Below are 16,300 nucleotides of genomic sequence, written 5' to 3' on the forward strand. Positions count from 1 at the left end.
TGATCGGCTTGGCGCTGAGGTTGTTGGGTGCGTTCACGATGGAACCTCTCGAAACTTGGTGTTCAGAATGCAAGGCGGGTGCGACGGGCGGCATCGCGGCGCTGAAGGAAGCCGATCACGCCGTTGCGCAGGCGCTGGCGCAGCTTGTCGATGCGGGTCGGGTTGGTAACGATCTGCGCGCGGTAGAACGACGGGCACAGCACCGCTGCGTGCGAGACCTCGCCGCACAGGCCACAGCCCACGCAGCTGTCCAGCACGGAGGCGACCGGATCGGTGCGCAGGGGGTCCGGGTTGGGCTTGATCGTCAGCGAAGGGCAGCCGGACAGGCGGATGCACGAGTGATCACCGGTGCAGGTGTCCGAATCCACGCCAAAGCGCTCGCGTACCACGCGCTGTCCGTCGGCGATTGCCTTGCGCGTCTTCGGCTTCTCGCGGCGCTGCTTGTTCAACATGCATTCGCTCTGCGCGATCAGCACCTTGGGGCCCTTGACGCCGGTGGTCAGCGCTTCCTTGAGGGTGGCCTTCATCGCCTTCAGGTCATAGGTGCGGCGGATGGTGCGCACCCACTTGACACCTACGCCCTTGACCGCGTCCTCGATGGCGTGGCCGGTACTGCGGGTATCGTTCAACGCGGTCGAGGACAGGATGTCCTGCCCGCCAGTGGCCGACGTGTAGCTGTTGTCGACCACGATGGTCAGGTTGTCGCTCTTGTTGAAGACCGCGTTGGCGATGCCGCTGGTCAGGCCGTTGTGCCAGAAGCCGCCGTCGCCCATCACGGAAATGGCGCGCTTGCCGGCGGGCGCGTTGAGCGCCGCGGCGCTGGCGCTGCCCAGGCCGTAGCCCATGGTGGTGTTGCCCAGGTTGAACGGCGGCAGGATCGAGAACAGGTGGCAGCCGATGTCGGCGCTCACGTGATGCTCGCCGATCTCGCGCTCGACCAGCTTCATCGCGGTGAAGATCGGGCGCTCCGGGCAGCCAGTGCAGAAGCCTGGCGGGCGCGCATGCACGCTCTCGTCGACCAGCTTTTGCGGTTCCAGCACTTCTGCGGCCACGGTATCGACGGTGGTGGCCGGAGCCTGCACCAGCGGGATCACTTTGCGGGTGACAGGCTTCGGCTCCGGCTCAGGCAGCGGTTCAATCTTGCCGTACTGCTCCAGGAAGGCGCGCAGGCCCTTGAGCACGGTCGCGGTATTGTACTCGCCAGCCAGCGGCAGCAGGTCCTTGCCATGTAGCGTCGCCGTGGCACGGGTCATGCGTAGGATGTTGGCGGCGTTCTGCTCGATAAAGTTGGGCTGGCCTTCCTCCAGTACCAGCACCGCGCGCTTGCCCGCGCAGAAGCGTTCCCACTCCGAATCGATCAGCGGGTAGGCTACGTTCATCACGTACAGCGGGATCTTCGACTGGCCGAACACATCGGCCAGGCCGAGCTGCTCCAGCGCGCGAATCAGCGTGTTATAGCTGCCGCCTTGCACGGCGATGCCGACGTCATCCATCTCGCCTTGGAAGAACTCATTGAGCTGGCGGTCCTCGATGAACTTCACGGCGGCCGGCCAGCGCTGCTTGATCTTCTCGTGCTCGTGCATGAAACTCGCCGGGGGCAGCACGATGCGGCTGAGGTCGCGCGTGGGATGGTCCAGCGCGTCCTGGATCGAGAAACGGCTGCGGCGGTTGTCGGAGGCGGCGAACTGGCCATGTACGTGGCACGAGCGCACCCGCAGCTGGAGCATCACCGGCGTATTGGACGCTTCCGACAAGTCGAAACCGTCCTTCACCGCCTGCACGATGCATGGCAGGTTGGGGCGCGGATCGAGCAGCCACATCTGCGACTTCATCGCGAACGCGTGGCTGCGCTCCTGCATGATCGAGGAACCTTCGCCGTAGTCTTCGCCGACGATAATCAGCGCGCCGCCGGTGACGCCGCCCGAAGCCAGGTTGGCCAGCGCGTCTGATGCCACGTTGGTGCCCACGGTGGCCTTGAACGTTACCGCGCCGCGCAGCGGGTAGTTGACCGAGGCGGCCAGCGACGCAGCCGCGGTGGCTTCGCTCGCGCTGTTCTCGAAGCGGATGCCATGCTCGGCAAGGATGTCCTGCGCATCGGCCAGCACGTCCATCAGGTGCGAGATCGGCGAGCCCTGGTAGCCAGCCACGTAGGCGACGCCAGATTCCAGCAGCGCCTTGGTGACCGCGAGGATGCCCTCGCCGCTGAATACCTCGCCGGAACCCTGGCGCAACTTCTTGACTTCTTCGGCAAAGGAACGCTCAGCCATGGCTCATCTTCCTGACGTTCACGTTGAGGCGAGACGAATATAGTTTTGGCATAAACAACTCCATAGTCATATGCATGCGCGGAACTCGAGATCACGGGGACGGCTTCCGTTTCCCCCTCAGGCGATTTATACGTTGCTCTGTTGGCCAGCGCGGGCAACGACGATTGGTTCCCGTGCAGATGGCAGCAGCGCCACAGCCAGCGCAGCTGGCAAAGCCAGCAATGGGAACGTAATGCAGTTCCAACTGAAGATCAGGCTTGAGCCGGGCACGTAATCGCCGACGAGCGGGTCGCTCACGGGGCCGAATCGCGTGAAGCTCAGAGCCTGTCCTGTTGCCACGGCCATGCGTATGCAGGGTAGTAACCGGCCACGTATCCGGTGAAGATCAGGGATACCGAGACGCTGCCCACGCCTGCCAACGCGACCAGAAGATAGCTGACGGCAACGGAGTTACGGAACATCGGCATGCCGATGGCGAGAGCACCGATCAGGTAAGGGCGAGTTCCAGTATCACGCCTCGATCAAAGCAAGTACCCGGCACGGGCTACCCGAACCGCGCTGGATCTTGAGCGGCGGGGTGACCAGGACCGCGCCGATCGGCGGCAATTTATCCAGATTGACGAGGCTTGCCAGACCGAACTTGTTGTTGCCGTGCATACTGGAATGACATGGGAACGGTTCCTTGAACGCATAAGCCTGTCCCGCATCGGTACCGATGGCTTCCGTTCCCCAGCCGATTACATCGCGTTCCCTGGCGAGAAAGGCGGGCAAATCAGGATGCCCGCCAGGCGTGTGCCCGCCGTCCTCCCGGATATTCAGGAACTCGGCCGGATCCGCGCGCAGTGACCAATCAGTGCGCATCAGCACCCAAGAACCTGCCTGGATGCGGCCATGCTGCGCTTCCCATTGCTCAACGCGTTCGATGGTCAGCAGGTAATCGGGATTCTCGCGGACTTCTGCGGAAACATCGATTACGCACGCAGGCGCAATGAACTTCTGCACGTCGATGGTATCCGTCGCGTTGTTCGGAAAGTACTTCCCGGTGATCCAGTGTATCGGCGCGTCGAAATGCGTGCCGGTATGCTCGCCACACGAAATGTTGTTCCAGTACCAAGCCGGCCCGCGTTCGTCGAAGTGCGAGATCTCTTCCAGGCGGAAGGGCGCGCTCTGCCCGAACTCAGGCGGCAGCGGAATGATAGGGGTACGTGCATGCAACGTCTGGCTCAGGTCGATCACGCGAATCGCACCGCTCTGCAGTGCTTCTGCAAACTCTACTAGCATCTCGCTACATCCTCCCTCGGTTGACAACGAACAGCGTTTTGGTTCCCTCGACGGCCTTCATGTGAGTTCAAAGCTCGCGACATGCCCGACTCATCTGGTCCGCACTCGCACTGGCACTACGTCGACGCTCCCGTGCTCCGGATGTGCCCGGCATGGGCGAGAACGCGCATAGCGTCATCCAGCTCCAGCGAGACCGCGTCACCAACTTGCATGGCGCTATCGAGACGGGCAATCACCACCGGCCCGGCCGTCGACCTAACCGTGGCCAAGTGCACGTCTTCACCGTGCTGCGCGCCGACGCGATGGCGCACAACCGTTACTTCCTCGACCGTGCCGCCTTCCGCGACCTGCTCTTCCCAGTCCGACGCCCCGCAGTGCGGACAGCTATAGCGCACGGGGAACAGCACCGTGCCACATTGCCGGCAATGAACAACGATAAGGTTCATCTTGCTTCCTTGTCCACCCGATCGAGCACCACAGCGTTCGCGCACATGCCGTAGCGATACTCGACCATGCCATAGCCGCTCACGGCTGCTAGGCGTGCGCCGGCCACCTGTCGTGCACCGGCTTGCCCGCGCAATTGGATAACCGCTTCGACCAACCCATGCATGCCCCCGGCGGCGCCCGCCTGGCCGGCGGACAACTGGCCACCAGACGTATTCATCGGTAAATCATGCGAGGCGATGCGTGCAATCAGGCCACGTAGATCCCCATCCGGCGCAAAGCCGAGATCGGCCAGTTGCACCAGCGCCATGACCGGGTAATCGTCATACACCGATACCAGATCCATGTCCTGCGGGCCGGCGCCGGCCTGCCGCCACAGATCATCCGCCAGCGCGACCAGCCCGGTCTGCAATCCGTCACCGGCCTGTTGATCGAGGTTATAGCGGCATTGCAGCGCCCGCACGCGTACGGCAACCCCGGCGCGGCGGGCCAGATCGGCTCGGGCCACAATTACCGCATTTGCGCCGCAGACCACGGGCACGCAATCGAAGCGGCCCAACGGATCCGCGACCATCGGTGCCGAAAGGTATTCGTCGAGCGTCAGCGGCGCGCGGTATACCGCGCCTGGATTGAGCGCCGCCCAGGCGCGCTGCGCTACGCACAAGGCTCCGTAGTCGTGCCGGGTCAATCCGTGACGACGCGCATGCCGTTGGGTCAGCATGGCGAACAGGCTATTCGGCCCTCCGTGTTCGAGAGGCCTCAGATACGTCCTGGTCGTCACGTTGTAGTTCTCGATCAGTTGCTTGAAATCGGCCGGTGTAAAACGATCGCCGCTGAGCAGAACGATCACCGTTGCGTCGCCGCACTGTATCGCTCGCACGGCATGCTGCAACAGATTGATGGCGCTGGCGCCACCATGACAGTCGTCCATGGACCATCGGGGACTGAGGCCAAGCCGCCAGGCCATATCGATCGCATGATCGGGAGCCAGCGTGAATGACGCCACGCCGAGGCCGTCCACCTCGCTCGCGGTGAGCCCTGATTGGACGAGCGCGGCATTGAACGCCTGCGCCAGCAGATCTGCGGTGCTCCCCTGCGGTGCCTGGCGGCGATATGGCACTTCCACGCCTGCGGCCAACACCACGTCGTCATATTCACTGATCGTCATTCGATGAGTTTGTTGTGTCGCTGCCTGGTCGATCGTCCATAGCGCTCATGCGATGCGAGCGCACTACCACCAATCGAGTTCATGAGCGCTTGAGCCGGTAACCCGAAGCATCCAGATCCCAGGTCTGTTCGGTTATGCCGCGCTCACGCAATTTGTACTTTTGAATCTTTCCGTTTTCGGTTTTTGGCAGGTCAGGCGCAAATTCCAGATACCTCGGCACGGCAAAATAGGGTAACCGCGGTTCACAGAACTGGATCAACTCCATCGGATCGAGCAGCGCATCGCGGCGCAGTACGACCATAGCCATGACCTCATCTTCCGCCAGCGCGGAGTGCACCGCAAATACGGCGGCAGTCTCGACCGCGGGATGGCTGAGAATGACCTGCTCCACCTCGTATGACGAAATGTTCTCGCCGCGGCGGCGAATGGCATCTTTTTGCCGGTCCACGAAGCGGAAATAACCATCCGCTTCGCGCACCACGCGGTCGCCCGTGTGAAACCAGAGGTTGCGCCACGCCTCTACTGTCTTTTCCGGCATGCCGAAGTATCCGGCGGCGAACGCGAACGGTTGCTCGGCGCGCAGAATCAGTTCGCCCGGCTCGCCGTCCGCTACCTGCTGATCACTGTCATTCACCACGCGCGCCTCGAACCCGGCGACCACCTGACCCATATAGCTTGGGCGTTGCTGCTGAATGTCGCCGCCAATCGCGAAATTGGTCTCGGTGGACCCATAGCCATCCAATAGGTGAATGCCGGAGCGCGCCGTGAAGTCCTCCTGGAATTTCCCGGGTACGCCGGGCGCCAGCGCAATGCGTACGGTATGGGCGCGCTCGGCAGTCGCAATCGGGCGCCCCAGCAGAATCGGAACCATGGCGCCGAGCACGAAAGTCACCGTGGCGCGCGTCTCTACGAGGTTATCGAAGAAACGGCTGGCGGAAAACCGACGGTCCGCCACCAGCGTGGCGTCGTGGATCAATGCTTGATAGAAGCTGTTCAGCGCATTCGTATGGAACAGCGGCAGGCACGTGTAAAGGACATCCCCAGCCACCACACCGAGATGACGCCCCGTATAGTGGGCCCACCAATAGAACTGGGCGTGCGGGCAAATCACGCCCTTCGACGGCCCTGAAGTGCCCGAGGTGTACAGGATGGCCAGTGGGTCACCATCCGTCAGCGCAGCAGAAGGGACTGCGGTGCCGAGCGGCGGCATTGGCATGGATTCCCACTGCGATGGCAGCGGAGCTTCGGCCGACACGTCGCCGATCAACCAGATCCGTTCGAGCGCCAGACCAGGGGCATCCAGCGCAGTGACAGCCCCAACCAGATGGGATTCCGCTACCAGCAGACGCGCACCGGAATTCCGCAGAATGTGTTCGAGCTGCAGACCCCGTGAGGCGGTGTTGATAGGTACCACAACCGCACCCAGCCAGGCGCAGCCGAGCACGACCTCCATGAATTCGACGCGGTTGGAACATAGCAAAGCTACGCGGTCGCCGCGCGTGATCCCCAGACTGGCAAGACTGCCCGCCCGCCGGGCTGCAATCGTGCATGCGTCGTTTCCCGTCCACTGCGTAGTGCGATCCGAGAAGAGGGGCGCATCGCCGATACGCGCCGCTCGTGCAGTCAGCAGGGCTGGCAACGTGTACTCTGTCGCGACATCAGGTATGGAATCGAGTGAAACATCCGTAGATTTAATCTGCATTCTCACCTGCGCGCTCTATCAATTTTAATAACTTCGATTGGAAACCTGATGCAGCATCAAAAGCGCATACGGATACCCGTGGCAACGATGCTTGCATTGTCGCCAGGTTGAATCAAGGCAACACCGGCGAGCGAACCGATCGCGTTTTTTTGGTTCAGCACATAGCCAAGGCGGGCATACAGGGCTGTGGTCTTCGACATGTTGTAGTCGTAGCCCAATCCAATCGCGAGCGAATCGCCACTGGCTTTGCCTGCGACGTTGCGATAGACCGCAGAGAACTTGATGACACCGGGCCCCTTTGGAACGCTGAGACCGACCATATGACTGGTCGCGATGAAGTATCCGGCGCGGTCAGGGTTCGTCATGTTGAACTCGTAAGTGGCATTGGTACCGCCAGGGAAGGAATACATCCCGCCGGCACCCAACCACCTGTTCCTCACCGAGGACACGGTCGCGGTAGGATCCGTATTGATAATGTTATAAAACACCCCGAGGTAGAGAGGTCCACTCGCGTACTCAAGTTGAGCCCCGTGGAAGCTGGATTTGGGATATCCTGGCGTGGTCACGCCGCGCGGCGCATGCAGATATTCGAACTGGAAGCCGCCGAGGATCGGAGTGGTGTAGGAGATGGCGTCGCTAATGCGGGAATCGCCGATGGTGGCACCCTTTCCCAGATCGGAACTCAAGCTGACCAGCGATGCAAGGGGCGAGAAGGCCCCAACGCCAAGGAACGGATCGATCGCGATCGACAGCTGGGTTGGATACTGGCGTCCCAACTTGACTCTGCCCCACTGCCGGGAGATCAGCGAGATGTTGGCTTCCCGATTGAAGAGACTGGATTCGCCCTGTGCAGTTGTAGCCCCTGCGCTCCCATTCTTCAACTTGAGCGCGCTCTCCAGGTTGAAAGCCACGGACAGTCCGTTACCCAGGTGTTCAACACCAAGCAGCCCGAAGCGCGAAGTTGCGCCTGCACCGCTCTCTGACTGCAGCAAGCGATTAGTCCCCGCACGCGAATACTGGATGCCTGCATCGGCGACACCATAGAGACTGAGTCCGCCCGATCCCGGCATCGGATCGGGTTTCAGGATTTGGAAAGATTCTGCCGCGGACACGGTAGTTGCAAAGCAAACTGGAAATGCAGCCAAATATCTGGGTATCTGCTTGATCAAGGACACTTCTTCCTCCGGTTTTTATTATCGAATCTTGAGCAGGACGCGACCCCTTCGCGCCCGGCGTGCTGCTGATTTATCTACGAATGCCTGAGCTCTGAGTCCCACGCGGCCGGTGGCGGCGGAATGCCTCGGAGAGTCGGGAATTTGTGAAGTCGCGAACTCGCTTCGACGATATCTGCTGCAATGCTCCGCTGCGGATCACAAGCAGGAACAGAGTCGCATTCGCCCCGGAAACCCGGGAATGCATTTGAGTCCGTAACAGCGGAAATACTCCTTGGGTGCCTGGCTTCCGCTATTCGGGTAACCCAGATCGCATCGTTATGCGAGACCGACGACCGGTACCCTCAGTTGCCAACAATAGTCTTGTACCTCTGGGTCTCGATCTTGATGAGCTCGATGGCGTCTTCGTCGTCACGGGCGGGAACGCCAATCGCATCGTCAAGGTGCCGACGGAACTGCGGGCTGTGTAGCGCGATTTTCAGCGTCGACTTCAGCTTCTCAACCACGGGATCGGGGAGGTTCTTCGGGCCGGCGAGAACAAACCACCCCGTCACATCGTAGCCCTTCAGCAAGGGGTGCTCGGCCACCGCAGGGACGTTCGGGAATTTGGCGGACCTCTCTTTTGTCGTCACCGCGATGGGTACGACCTTACCCGCATCAATCAGGGCCTTCGCCGAAGCGATCCCCATCACGCCAACCTCGATGTTGTTCCCAGCGAGATCAGTACCCAACGGCGAGACGCCACGATAAGGAACGTGGGTCATACGGGTATTGGTTCTTTGCATCAGGGACTCCATTGCATAGTGCAGCATCGAGCCGATACCTGACGTGCCATAACTCAGTGCTCCAGGCGCGCTCCTCATGCGCTTGATAAGATCATCGGTCGTTCGGATACCACTTTTCGGGGAGGCCAGGATCATCGCACCCTGATGCTCCACTACGCCGATGTAGGTGAAATCCTTTGACCCGTCATACGCTTGCTGCGGATTGAACAACTTGGTCGCGACCAACTCGTTCGTGGAACCAAGCAGCAGCGTGTAGCCGTCCGGCGCGGCGCGTGCCACCTTTTGCGCGGCAATCGCTCCCGTTGCGCCACCAAGATTCTCGACAACAACAGTTGCCCCAAGCGCTGTGGAAAGCGCTTGCGCCAGCGCTCTGGCGGCAGCATCGGAAGAGCCCCCCGGGGGGTACCCCACGACGAGCGAGATGGGCTTTGCCGGGTACACACTTTGTCCTTGCGCCATGCCAAAAAGTGAACAAATTCCCAGCATTGCGATGGTGTTAAGAATCGTCTTGAGCTTCATCGGCTTCTCGTGAAATGATCAGAAAGTCTCGGCTTGCGTTCACTGGCTGGACTAGCCGCGTGCGGGGGGAGGCATGACCTCGGGCGGGATCGGGCACACATAGGGACGCTGGCCTCTCTTGCGTTCTAGTTCCTGCCTGGCTTCGCGCAAGGTGTCGGGCGTTCCGGCAAGATCGATCGCCGTGGCGGCCAACGTTTTCGCTGCCAGCAGCATGCCCTTGTGGGCAAGGGATAGCTTCCCCTGGGCCACCATTTGCCATGAATGAAAGCCGGTTCCCCACGCATAGCAGGCGGTCAGGCATTGTGTTGTCGGGACGACCCAGCTGACATCGCCGACATCCGTCGAACCGGTGACGGGGCGCTTGACGTCGGGATGATAGGGAAGGACTTCGGCAATGATGGGTCTTGGATCGCGCAAGGCGGCGGCAAAATGGCGCGAGCTGTTGGCCAGGTCGTCCGCATTCACCGTGTTCTGCATTTTGGCAGCAAAGTCGGTTTCGCTTGCATTGACTTCCAGTCCGCCAATCGCCCGCATGTTGCGATCCAGGATCGCATCGAGCGTGTCATTGTGAAGGATGTTCGAGCAGGCCTTATCGAAGACGATTTCCACGCGCGTGCCCGTCATCAATGCGGCACCTGCGGCAATATCCTTGACGCGTTTGAAGAGATCGATCGCTTCTTCACTGCGTGGCGCACGGATGGTGTATAGAACCTCGGCGAGGACGGGGATGACATTGGTGGACACTCCGCCCGAATTGATGTAGGCAAAATGCACTCGCGCCTCATCAGGCATGTGCTCGCGGAGATAATTGACCCCGATGTTCATCAGTTCCGCCGCGTCCAGCGCACTTCGCCCGAGGTGCGGAGCCAATGCCGCATGGGACGATTTTCCGTGGAATCGGAAATAGGCCTGCACATTGGCCAGGGTGGCATTCATGAACACGGAGTTGGCGACGGACGGATGCCAGCTCAGGGCCACGTCCAGGTCATCGAACAGGCCGTCGCGGGCCATGAAGGTCTTGCCGGCGGCTGCCTCCTCGGCCGGGCACCCGTAGAAGCGGACCGTGGCGTCAATGTTGTTTGCTGCAAAATAGTCTCTTGCGACCACCGCAGCCAGATGCGCCGCAGACCCGAGGAGATGGTGGCCGCAGCCATGGCCGTTACTCGTGGCCGCCCCCGCGGCGGGCATGCAGGTCAGCGCGCCGCTTTCCTGACTCAATCCGGCAAGTGCATCGTACTCCCCGAGAAATCCGATCACGGGTCCTCCCGAGCCGGCTTCGGCGACGAAAGCCGTTGGCATGTTAGCCACGCCACGATTGACCCTGAAGCCCGCCTCCTCGATTAGCGAGGCGTGCAACTCGGCTGAGCGAAACTCCGCATAGCGCATTTCGGCTAGCGACCAAATTTCGTTGGCCAGGGAGATGTATCGGTCTTGCTTCTCTTCGACAAGGTCCACGACACTTGCTATATGCTTCATATACATTCCAGGTGATCTACGGGGCGCATGCCACGGCTCGAAGGGGATGCTGCTTTCTTGGGCGATGCCATATCACCGGGCAAAGCTTATTTGGTTAGGCGGAGGGGCGGTAGGCAGCTATTTGTGTCGCCGTTCACCGTTGGTTGCCCTTGGCTCTCACCCCAATTTTTTGCTCGATATGAAGCTTCATCAACTCCGCGCACTAGTTGCGATCGCCGACAGCGGAAGCATCCGGAATGCGGCCAGGGCCACCTCCCACTCACCGGCCGCTATCACCAAAGCGGTCCGTGAACTGGAAGACGAAGTCGGGGTGACCTTGATCATTCGCGAAACGACGGGCATCACTTTGACCCCCGCCGGGCAGGTTCTTCTGGAACACGCGCGCCTCATGGTAGGTGTGCTGGCGCGCGCCCGGCAGGAAATGGACGTCTTTGCCGGCAAACGGAAGGGGACCCTGGCGGTGGGTATCCCGGCCTGGCTGGGCATGACCTTGCTTGGCGAAATCACCGGCCGCTTCCAGCTTCAGATGCCGGACACCCGGCTCGAGTTCTTCGAGAGCCTGCTTACGGTAACGGTGCCAAAGCTTCGCGATGGCACGCTTGATCTCTCAATAGGGCGAATGTACTTGTCCCAGTCGGAGGAGTTCGTCCAGCTGCCACTCTTCTCGACCGGATACGCCGTGGTGGCGCGAGCTGGCCATCCAATGGTCGAGTGCCGGACGCTACAGGAGCTTAAAGAGGCCACCTGGATTCTGAATCGTGATTTCACGGGAGAATCCGATGGAGTGGTCCAGAGCGCATTCAGCGACTACTGCAGCCGTTACTCTCCCCGGATCCATATCTCGCACTCAAGCGTGATAGCCACGAACCTTATCGCAAGGACGGACTTTCTCAGTCTCATGCCTTGGCCCTTGGCGGAATTATTGGTGGCAAAAGATGGGCTTTGCGTGTTGCCGATCAGAGACGCGTTGCCAGATGCCGGGATCAGCATAACGTATAGGCGTGCAGTGCCATTGGGCGCAGCGGCCAAGTGTTTTATCGACGCAACCATGGCCGTGATACGGGAGTCAGCGAACTCAACGGATCCAGCTAAACGACGCTTCTTTCGCGCGATTGAGTGTTTGCTCGATGACGGCAAGTCAATATGACATAAAGGGCCGCTGGTACTGTTAACCGCGAGGCGAACCTGTTAACCTCGTCCTTTGCGACAACAGGACAGAGGGGATGGGCGAGCCGATCATTGAAGGTAACGGTCCGGTGAAGAGTTCACCGGCTTTCAATTACCCGTAAGTGAGTTGCTTGGGATCTACTAATGACCAACATCTCATATCCACGGAGTGGGGATGATGTTCGTTTTCTTGCCTACGACAACTCCAAGACCAGTCGATGGCAAGACAATCGAGACCGAGTATTCCTGGGAGAACAAGAGTCAGCAAGCATGGTGCACGAGGCAATCCGTGGAAAGTCACGGAAACAACCTTTGCAATCGTTATCACTGGCTAGCGCCGCCTGCCCTATGCTAATCCCGCTGTTGGTTGCAGGCCTGAAAGAAGGGCTTGGTCTGCCACTACAGTGGGTCGTGGCCGACCTTCTTCCGCTGCGCCAGTTTGCGCCCCGCGGCTCGCGTAGCTTCACCCCACCCGGAAATGCTCTGCCGACCGCCCCGCGTTAACGGCCCGCTGCAGCCAGGCTGGCATCTCGCCCTGCCCGTCCCACTTCTGCCCTTCGGCATTGCGGTAGGTGCGCGCCAGCTCGGGCGGCGGCGGCGCCTTCTCGGCGAAGCAGCCCGCCGCCTGCAGGTCGGTCAAGCTCAGGCTGTGCCATCTGCATACGGATCCACACCGTGGCCGCGGCGCGCTCAATCTCAAGAGACATAGGTATAACGTTTTGGGAGTCGGAAGGGTGCAACGACTTGGGCCGCACGATCAGTCGACCTTGCCGGCCGTCCACACCGCCTGCATCGCCTCCATCCGCCGCGCGGCCTCGATGGTCACGTAACGGGTGGTGAGCGACGCGTGGCCGGCGTTCTGCTGCACCACCTCGAGCGGCGCGCCGGCCGCCAGCGCATGGATAAATTGGGTATGACGCAGCCAGTGCGTGCTGGCCGCCTCCAGCCGGGCCGCACCGCACGGATCGGCGAGGCGCAGAGTGCCGGCGCAGTCTGCGAAGAGTCCCTTGATCTGCTTGGCGAGCGTGACGATACCGATGCGGGCGACAACCTCGACGAGGCTAGCGAGCGTGCGCCGGCCCACGGCGCACGCTCGCCCAGGTCAGTGGCATGCCCGAGCAGCGCCACGCCGCCCGAGACCCGGTTGGCGCCCGGAGCGGCCGGGTGGCCGCAAGCGGCCAGGTACGCCCCCAGCCGCGCGATCACCGCCGGCGCCACCGCGCGCTCGGCCTCGGTTTGCTCCTCGATCAACTGGGCTTCGTTAAAAAGGCAAGGCGCGCACCTACGCGCCCATGAGTGCACCCAGCCTAGCCGACTGGGAGCGCTTCGGTTGCAATCATGCGTGATGCCGCCACTGCGGCGGCAAGGAAGAACTGGTCGGGCCACTCGCCCAGCGCCGATCACTCAGGCCGAGGGCGGCCTGCTTGATGCGGTATGCTTGCTCTCACCCATGACTCAGGGACCGCCAGATGCTGATCCGCGAACAAGGCAATCTCGTCAAGCTGATACGCACCGGACGTGACCTCAGCTCGCGCCGGGCACAGCAGACCGTCGTCGGGACGTTCCGGCACAGTGACGGCCCCACCAAGGCGCTGCTTGCCCTGCTCGACGAGGACGAGCAGTCTGCCTTGGCGCGTTGGCTCTCCGCCCAGCACGATCGGCAAGAACAAGCGCAGCACCATCTCGTGCTCGACTCCGCGCATCGCCGTTTGGCCGAGCTCGTCCAGTCCATCGATGCTGCCGCCGAGCGTCTCTCTCCAGACGAGGCGGCCGCGATATGGCACAACCTGAACGAAGTCTCCCGTGCCCTGAACCGGGCAGGCTTTCCTGAACCCAAGCGCAAACGCAAGCCCGCGGCCAACGCTTCCGGGCAAGGCGACCTGCTTGCGCCCCTGTTCTAAACCGGCACGACGACGCCCCCCTCATCGGTAGATCTCACGCCGGTTCCCCAGCCACACCACCGTGATTGAAATGCGGGCAGGATCCCCGTACCATCGGCGAGGCACTCAAAGGCAGAGCCTTTCCGTTCAATACTCAACTGAGGACTTGCGCGGAAGCGGGAACCGCCGCCCCGGGCCTAATGCAGTGGCCTCGTCCGCAATGCGTGGGAGCTACGCTGCCAACCTGCGTAGCGCTTCCGGATGTAGCTCTTGTCCGTTGCCCAATGGGGACTCCAAAACCGCCAGTGGTTCGTCGTGGCGGTCCCGGCAAAGGGTGTACGAGAGTGTGCGCATCATCATCGTTGCTTCTCCCATCAGAGTCGACCATGCGCGCTCTGGTCAGCCTTTGACAACTCATCGTTTCGCAACGCGATGTCCCGTCTCTGCTGGCCAAGCGAAAAGCGGAGTCCGCGGACCTCGGTAGCTATGTAACAAGTCAGGGGGCACAGGATCATGCAATTCTCTGGGCGCGGCGATACGTCGATGTTCTGATCGCGTCCATTGGTCAATAGGAGGCGGCGCCCAGCCATTTGTGCCAGCCGGCCTTGTACACAGTGGTGTCGCCGGGAACCGCTTCCTCCGCGCCTGACTGCGAATCCACTGCGCCCGCGTGCCAATCGACCCTAGCGATCTCCCCGACAACATTGAAGCCCAGAAGGCTTTGGGGCCCCGGCCAGGCCGCCCGGCTTGTCCGGAATGCTCGCGACTCAGACTTCCGCTTGATCCACGAGCAGTTCCATCGCCGTTTCTCCTTGCTCAACTTGTTCGGTGCAAGAGGCCGCTCCCCATATCGGCTTAGTATCCTGCCGTGGCGCACCGTCCATTGGATGAGTGCTCAACCAGAAACGTCTTCTTACGGCAAACGGCGGACGTGCCTTGATGCCATGGCTTTAGTGGTAGACCAGCACGGGGATCTTGCTATGGGTCAGCACCTTCAGCGTCTCGCTGCCGATCAGCAAGCCTTGTACGCCGCGCCGTCCATGCGACGCCATCACGATCAGGTCGCAGCCTTTGTCTTCGGCCGCTTTGATGATGGCCTCGTATGGGTGATCGTTGACTACATAGGTCGTCTCGCAAGGTACACCGGCGGCGCCGGCCTCCCGTGCAATGCCCTTCAGGTATCGCGTCGCTTCTTCCCACGCCGCATTGACATATTCCTCGCGGGTGTCGGTCAGCATTTCCACCTGATAGGTCAGCACGTGGTAATCCGGACAGACTCGTACTGCGGTGGCGCGGGCATTCATGTCGCGCGCCAATACGAGTGCCTTGTGGAAAGCCGCTTCGGCCAACGCAGATCCATCAACCGTCAGCAGAAGATGCTTGAACATTTTGCCCTCCTTGCTCTGTACGCTCACGCTTGGTGCCCATTCGCCGCCCTGTGCACAAGGCGCCTAACAGGCGCCAAGGCATTCTTGATGGCTATCAAATACCCATCATCTAATTGGAGTATAGGTGCCGAAAGCCTCACGTCAACTGAGGGGGCGGGACATAATCGGTCACAAGCCCGAAGGCGATCGGGGATGTCGCCAAGACGACATTGCCGCTGACGTCGGACATCACGCTCGACCTGCGCACGACGGACCAGGTGGTGGAACAGGCCGAAGCTGATTGACGTGGCCTTGTGCAGGCGTCATACGCGATTTGGCGCTTCGATACGCAACTGAGCGCTGTTCAGGGTAATCATGGCGAAGTGAATCAGTACCGGCAAAGAACCGGGCCTTCGTCAAGGCACGCTTCGGACCACCGCCGACGCGACACCGGCCTTTTCGTCAAATTCCCAGCCCGGTGTCACTTGCGCTCACACGAGTCAGCTGCAATCAGGGGGGCCGCCCACGCGCAAATCGCCCATACTGTGAGTGGGCCGCCGACCCGCGGCGGCTGCAAGCGCGGCCCGGCCATGACCCCGGGGACGCAAAGGAGCACAGATCGACATGCCTACCTATGAAGAAGGACGCCTGGCGGCCATCGCAGTCAGGCTGGCGCTGTCCTCGGGACTTCCTCCTGTGAACGCAAAAGCCGCACTGGATCTGGCAAGCAGAATGATCGGCGACCAGTTGACCACGCCTCCTGCTCAAAACAAGGAGCCTTGCGTATCGTCCGTAGCCCGCGGACCTCTCTGCGGGCGCCCGGGAAAGCTGGCATCGTAGTCCTTACCGCCGCGCATCACGGTTCGTTACGCGCTCGACCTATCCAGGAATGCGCCTGCAACTACACTTCAAGCGGGCGCACTTCCCAGGACAATCGCACCGATGTAGTTCGTGTAGACTGCGCCGGCTTTGTGCGCGGCCCCTAGTACCCGCTCCAGATCCGGCCCCGAAATCGTGCACTGAAAAAGGCCGGAGCTCTTCGAGCCGCAAGCGCTCAAATGCAGGCGCAGCA

Annotated in this window: 13 protein-coding genes and 1 pseudogene; 2 read left to right on the top strand and 12 right to left on the bottom strand. The window is 61.3% G+C overall.

What is annotated here, in order from left to right:
- Positions 1-62 precede the first annotated feature (62 nt).
- The 9 genes from AC3FOF_RS12335 to AC3FOF_RS12375 form a co-directional block, all read right to left on the bottom strand.
- Complete coding sequence (locus AC3FOF_RS12335) at positions 63-2,267, bottom strand: thiamine pyrophosphate-dependent enzyme (RefSeq protein ID WP_488726747.1); 2,205 nt, start codon at positions 2,265-2,267, stop codon at positions 63-65.
- Positions 2,268-2,584: 317 nt separating this feature from the next.
- Entirely contained in the window at positions 2,585-2,728 is a 144-nt protein-coding gene (locus AC3FOF_RS12340; RefSeq protein WP_488726748.1) for a hypothetical protein, read from the bottom strand.
- A gap of 49 nt (positions 2,729-2,777) precedes the next feature.
- A complete protein-coding gene (locus AC3FOF_RS12345; protein ID WP_488726749.1) occupies positions 2,778-3,548 on the bottom strand; it encodes a cyclase family protein in 771 nt (256 codons plus the stop codon).
- 116 nt (positions 3,549-3,664) lie between these two features.
- Entirely contained in the window at positions 3,665-3,994 is a 330-nt protein-coding gene (locus tag AC3FOF_RS12350; protein WP_488726750.1) for a Zn-ribbon domain-containing OB-fold protein, read from the bottom strand.
- Positions 3,991-5,160: a thiolase family protein gene (locus tag AC3FOF_RS12355; RefSeq protein ID WP_488726751.1), complete on the bottom strand. Its 1,170-nt coding sequence runs from the start codon at positions 5,158-5,160 to the stop codon at positions 3,991-3,993. Before AC3FOF_RS12355 ends, AC3FOF_RS12350 begins: the two co-directional genes overlap by 4 nt.
- 79 nt (positions 5,161-5,239) lie before the next feature.
- Entirely contained in the window at positions 5,240-6,862 is a 1,623-nt protein-coding gene (locus AC3FOF_RS12360) for an ATP-dependent acyl-CoA ligase (protein ID WP_488726752.1), read from the bottom strand.
- 56 nt (positions 6,863-6,918) lie between these two features.
- The gene (locus AC3FOF_RS12365) at positions 6,919-8,031 is read right to left on the bottom strand and encodes a porin (protein ID WP_488726753.1); all 1,113 of its coding nucleotides are present in this window, start codon (positions 8,029-8,031) and stop codon (positions 6,919-6,921) included.
- Positions 8,032-8,378: 347 nt separating this feature from the next.
- Entirely contained in the window at positions 8,379-9,338 is a 960-nt protein-coding gene (locus AC3FOF_RS12370) for a Bug family tripartite tricarboxylate transporter substrate binding protein (protein WP_488726754.1), read from the bottom strand.
- 51 nt (positions 9,339-9,389) lie between these two features.
- The gene (locus AC3FOF_RS12375) at positions 9,390-10,814 is read right to left on the bottom strand and encodes an amidohydrolase (protein ID WP_488726755.1); all 1,425 of its coding nucleotides are present in this window, start codon (positions 10,812-10,814) and stop codon (positions 9,390-9,392) included.
- A gap of 178 nt (positions 10,815-10,992) precedes the next feature.
- Here AC3FOF_RS12375 and AC3FOF_RS12380 point away from each other — a divergent pair, with 178 nt between their 5' ends.
- Positions 10,993-11,961, top strand: a complete 969-nt coding sequence (locus AC3FOF_RS12380; RefSeq protein WP_488726756.1) for a LysR family transcriptional regulator — start codon at positions 10,993-10,995, stop codon at positions 11,959-11,961.
- A gap of 483 nt (positions 11,962-12,444) precedes the next feature.
- On the opposite strand, the pseudogene AC3FOF_RS12385 reads toward AC3FOF_RS12380, so the two are convergent.
- A pseudogene (locus AC3FOF_RS12385) lies at positions 12,445-12,688 on the bottom strand (H-NS family nucleoid-associated regulatory protein).
- Between the two features lie 50 nt (positions 12,689-12,738).
- A complete protein-coding gene (locus AC3FOF_RS12390; protein WP_488726757.1) occupies positions 12,739-13,065 on the bottom strand; it encodes a hypothetical protein in 327 nt (108 codons plus the stop codon).
- Between the two features lie 385 nt (positions 13,066-13,450).
- Between AC3FOF_RS12390 and AC3FOF_RS12395 the strand changes: the two genes are divergently transcribed.
- Positions 13,451-13,882 carry a hypothetical protein gene (locus AC3FOF_RS12395; RefSeq protein WP_488726758.1) on the top strand — a complete coding sequence of 144 codons (432 nt, stop codon included), beginning with the start codon at positions 13,451-13,453 and terminating at the stop codon, positions 13,880-13,882.
- Positions 13,883-14,811: 929 nt separating this feature from the next.
- Here AC3FOF_RS12395 and AC3FOF_RS12400 read toward each other — a convergent pair.
- The gene (locus tag AC3FOF_RS12400; RefSeq protein WP_488726759.1) at positions 14,812-15,249 is read right to left on the bottom strand and encodes a universal stress protein; all 438 of its coding nucleotides are present in this window, start codon (positions 15,247-15,249) and stop codon (positions 14,812-14,814) included.
- Positions 15,250-16,300: the final 1,051 nt, after the last annotated feature.

The sequence above is a fragment of the Cupriavidus sp. 96C5-1 genome, from assembly GCF_057798855.1.

Excerpts from the sequence above, each read along its gene's own strand:
- AC3FOF_RS12335 (WP_488726747.1), bottom strand. The coding sequence starts at position 2,267 with ATGGCTGAGCGTTCCTTTGCCGAAGAAGTCAAGAAGTTGCGCCAGGGT.
- AC3FOF_RS12340 (WP_488726748.1), bottom strand. The coding sequence starts at position 2,728 with ATGTTCCGTAACTCCGTTGCCGTCAGCTATCTTCTGGTCGCGTTGGCA.
- AC3FOF_RS12345 (WP_488726749.1), bottom strand. The coding sequence starts at position 3,548 with ATGCTAGTAGAGTTTGCAGAAGCACTGCAGAGCGGTGCGATTCGCGTG.
- AC3FOF_RS12350 (WP_488726750.1), bottom strand. The coding sequence starts at position 3,994 with ATGAACCTTATCGTTGTTCATTGCCGGCAATGTGGCACGGTGCTGTTC.
- AC3FOF_RS12355 (WP_488726751.1), bottom strand. The coding sequence starts at position 5,160 with ATGACGATCAGTGAATATGACGACGTGGTGTTGGCCGCAGGCGTGGAA.
- AC3FOF_RS12360 (WP_488726752.1), bottom strand. The coding sequence starts at position 6,862 with ATGCAGATTAAATCTACGGATGTTTCACTCGATTCCATACCTGATGTC.
- AC3FOF_RS12370 (WP_488726754.1), bottom strand. The coding sequence starts at position 9,338 with ATGAAGCTCAAGACGATTCTTAACACCATCGCAATGCTGGGAATTTGT.
- AC3FOF_RS12375 (WP_488726755.1), bottom strand. The coding sequence starts at position 10,814 with ATGAAGCATATAGCAAGTGTCGTGGACCTTGTCGAAGAGAAGCAAGAC.
- AC3FOF_RS12380 (WP_488726756.1), top strand. The coding sequence starts at position 10,993 with ATGAAGCTTCATCAACTCCGCGCACTAGTTGCGATCGCCGACAGCGGA.
- AC3FOF_RS12395 (WP_488726758.1), top strand. The coding sequence starts at position 13,451 with ATGCTGATCCGCGAACAAGGCAATCTCGTCAAGCTGATACGCACCGGA.
- AC3FOF_RS12400 (WP_488726759.1), bottom strand. The coding sequence starts at position 15,249 with ATGTTCAAGCATCTTCTGCTGACGGTTGATGGATCTGCGTTGGCCGAA.